The organism is Methylophaga sp. UBA1464, from assembly GCF_002325665.1.
Lineage (GTDB): Bacteria > Pseudomonadota > Gammaproteobacteria > Nitrosococcales > Methylophagaceae > Methylophaga.
In genome coordinates this window covers 4,114-7,367 of the sequence record NZ_DCSO01000035.1, presented here as the reverse complement: position 1 = coordinate 7,367, position 3,254 = coordinate 4,114, and the positions used below count along the sequence as shown (strand labels likewise).

At 44.0% G+C, this 3,254-nt stretch carries 3 protein-coding genes and 1 pseudogene; all 4 read right to left on the bottom strand.

Going from position 1 to position 3,254, the window contains the following annotated elements:
• Positions 1 to 170: 170 nt before the first annotated feature.
• Positions 171 to 686 (bottom strand): 3-hydroxyacyl-[acyl-carrier-protein] dehydratase FabA, encoded by a 516-nt coding sequence (gene fabA / locus B3O33_RS03510; protein WP_292361527.1) that lies wholly within the window; start codon positions 684 to 686, stop codon positions 171 to 173.
• Positions 687 to 832: 146 nt separating this feature from the next.
• Entirely contained in the window at positions 833 to 2,152 is a 1,320-nt protein-coding gene (locus B3O33_RS03505) for a TolC family outer membrane protein (RefSeq protein ID WP_292361526.1), read from the bottom strand.
• Between the two features lie 136 nt (positions 2,153 to 2,288).
• The gene (locus tag B3O33_RS03500; RefSeq protein ID WP_292361525.1) at positions 2,289 to 2,939 is read right to left on the bottom strand and encodes a response regulator transcription factor; all 651 of its coding nucleotides are present in this window, start codon (positions 2,937 to 2,939) and stop codon (positions 2,289 to 2,291) included.
• A gap of 15 nt (positions 2,940 to 2,954) precedes the next feature.
• Positions 2,955 to 3,254: pseudogene (locus B3O33_RS03495) on the bottom strand (HlyD family type I secretion periplasmic adaptor subunit); the annotation flags it as partial.

Below are 3,254 nucleotides of genomic sequence, written 5' to 3'. Positions count from 1 at the left end.
TTATCAAAAAAACCCGCCACATGGCTTCGAAATCCCATATCAGCGTACTGTTGTTTAAAGCGGATACCAGAACGGCCGGCTCGAAGTGATTCAGTGACGGTGGCGAGATCGACCCCCAGACAAGAGGTAATCCCCATACCAGTAACAACTACACGTCTCATTGTCATGTCCTAAAAGTTGTCAGTTGAAGTAAACAGACCAACTCGTAAATCTTTGGCGAAGTAGATATCGCGACCATCCACCGATACTGTGCCATCAGCAATAGCAAGTACCAGCTTTCGTGAAATTACTCGTTTCAAATCAATACGGTAAGTCACTTTTTTTGCGGTAGGCAAAACTTGTCCGGTAAATTTCACTTCACCAGAGCCCAACGCTCTTCCTCTACCGGGATTTCCATCCCATGCCAGAAAAAAGCCAAGTAATTGCCACATGGCATCCAAGCCCAGGCAACCTGGCATGACTGGATCACCTGGAAAATGGCACTTGAAAAACCATAAATCCGGATGGATATCCAGTTCAGCAATGATTTCACCTTTTCCATAGGCACCACCATCATTGGAAATATGACTGATGCGATCCATCATCAGCATATTAGGGACGGGCAGTTGGGCATTGCCCGGGCCAAACATTTCTCCGTGGCCGCACTGCAAAAGTTCCTCGAAGGAAAAAGATGATTGCTTACTCATGAATTTCTAAAATAACCCTACAATTTAAGCACGACATAATAGCATGATAGTTTGATTGCAGAAAAAGTTGCAGCTATCAACGTACAGGTTCTAAAAAAAAGCCATACCCAGCAGGCATGGCTTATCGATATTCAGTTATACAATGATTAATTACGGTTATCAGCAACTGTTGTAGCCGCAGCAGGGGCGATGACCTCCAGACTTTCCAACAACAAACCGGCACTGTTAAGTACCCGGTACATGGTGAAAAGTTCATCGTACTGTGCGTTTGTCAGTGAAGTTCGGGCTCTGAACAATTCATTTTCAGAATCCAGCAGATCCAGTAATGTGCGCTGACCAATATTAAACTGTTGCTGGTAAGCATCACGGGTTTTTTCTGCTGACTCTGCATACTGCTGGAAGTAAGACATTTGTCTGCGAACAGTTTCCAGTGCATTCCATGATAAACGAACGCTCTGCTCTACCTGTCGATGCGTATTATTGCGAATTTCAGCTGCCTGGTTAATCAGAAATGCCGTTTCTTCCCGTCTTGCTTTATCTCTACCGCCATTGAGCAGGTTATAACGTAACCGAAACATGGCAGTAACATCTTTATCTGTTCCCCGAACCCCATCAATGTCATGATCAGAACGCGTACCTAATTCGAAATCAACGCGCGGTAAAAACGCGGCTCGAGTGACATCGTGTTGTGCATTTGCTGAAGCAACATCCGCTTGAGCAGAGCGCAGGGTTGGATGGTTTTGAATTGCTATATTAACCGCTTCATCCACCGTCAATGGCATAGATGGTTCAGGCGATGGAGGTTGTGATAATGAGCTGGGGGCTGCACCGATGACCCGCAAATAATTTGTTTCGGCATCCCGCAAATTGCTTTGCTCGGCCATCAGATTAGTCTCCGCCAAAGCCAATCGACCTAAACTCTGATCCATATCTGCTCTGCGTCCCACACCACGCTCGCTACGCAGCGTAATCTGGTCATGGGTACGTTGGTGAGACTCAAGATTGGTTTGTGCTAGTTCCACCAGCTTTTGACGGCGTAATACATTAAGATAGGCTTCGGTAGCCTCTAAAGCAGTATTCTCAGCGACACTGTATACTGAATGAGCTCGCGAATCAGTTCTGGCTTTTTGGCGCTCAACTTCGTTTTTTGTGAGGCTGCCATCATAAAGCATTTGCCGTAAATTCAGACTGGCTTCATCCCGATTTAAATGAACCTCACCATCTCCGCGGCTACGTGTAGCAGGGTTATCTGTTGATTCCCAACCAGTACCAATACCTAAATCAATAGTCGGAAAATAACCTGCTCTAGCCTGATCTATTTCTTTGGAAACAGCCTGACGTTCACTTATGGCAGCCAAAACATCGGGGTTGGTTTTTAAAGTAGTATGAATTGCTTCCTGTAAAGTTTCAGCTTGCACTGAACTAAAGCACAACAATGATGGGATTAAAAAAAGCGCTTTGTTCATAATATCTTCCTAATTCAAAGCAGTAATCGGTATACTTTTTAAGGGTAATTTACCGCTGAGAACACCCTCAAAGCATCACCCAATCTTCCATTTCCTGCCGATTGTAGACAAAACCCCTCAACTACACAATGCAGGCTTAGCGGAGATCGCGAAATACAATCGCCAATGAAAGACGATCCGGTAAATTCATTTTCTGGAAAATAGTCGTCAGATGTGCTTTGACTGTTCTTTCTGTGATATTCATATTACGGGCGATCATTTTATTAGTCGCACCGTGACTAACCATTTTTGCTACTTCCAATTCCTTGGGGGATAGCGTTTTTGCTGCCCGGCGCTGCTGTTCACTCACTTCTGGAATATGACTTATTTCATCAATCAACCCTGAAATAACATGGCGTTCGACCCAGACTTCACCATTTGAAATCAATAGCAAAGCTTCCTGCAGTTTACTCATCGGTAGATTTTGATTGAAGTAACCACGCGCTCCCTGCTTCAGCGCTGCGATTTGTACGGGAATCGGACGAGGTGGACCAATCACCAAGATACGGCTATCCGGACATAATTTTTTGAGTTCACTAATAACCTGCGATGGATTATCGTCCAAAAGGAACTGATGGCAGAGTACCAACTCAGCTGTTTGATTTTTTAATGCATTGAGTAAACCTTTGATATCCTGGTATAGGCTGACATCGTAGATAGCGGGCAACGCATCGGTTATAACCCGCGCCACTTCCGTATCTGCTGTAGCCAGATAAAGACTTCTTTCAGTCTCTGTAATTACTGTCATGGTTCAACCTTAGTCTCAACGCTCTCTCAATGCTTCGTTTTTTGCCTTCAGTATGGGCTTTAATAGGTAATCAAGCACGGTTTTTTCCCCAGTAAGTATGTCAACAGTAACAGTCATTCCTGGAATTATCCCCAACTCACCCATACCACTTTTTATAAAATTTTGTTCCGTGCGTAAATAGATAAGATAAAAACTTTCATCTTCATCATTGGTAATGGTATCTGCACTAATCCGTTCAAGTTTTGCCTGTAAACCACCATAAATTGAAAAATCATAAGCCGTAAACTTTATTATCGCCTCCTGTCCCGGTCTTAA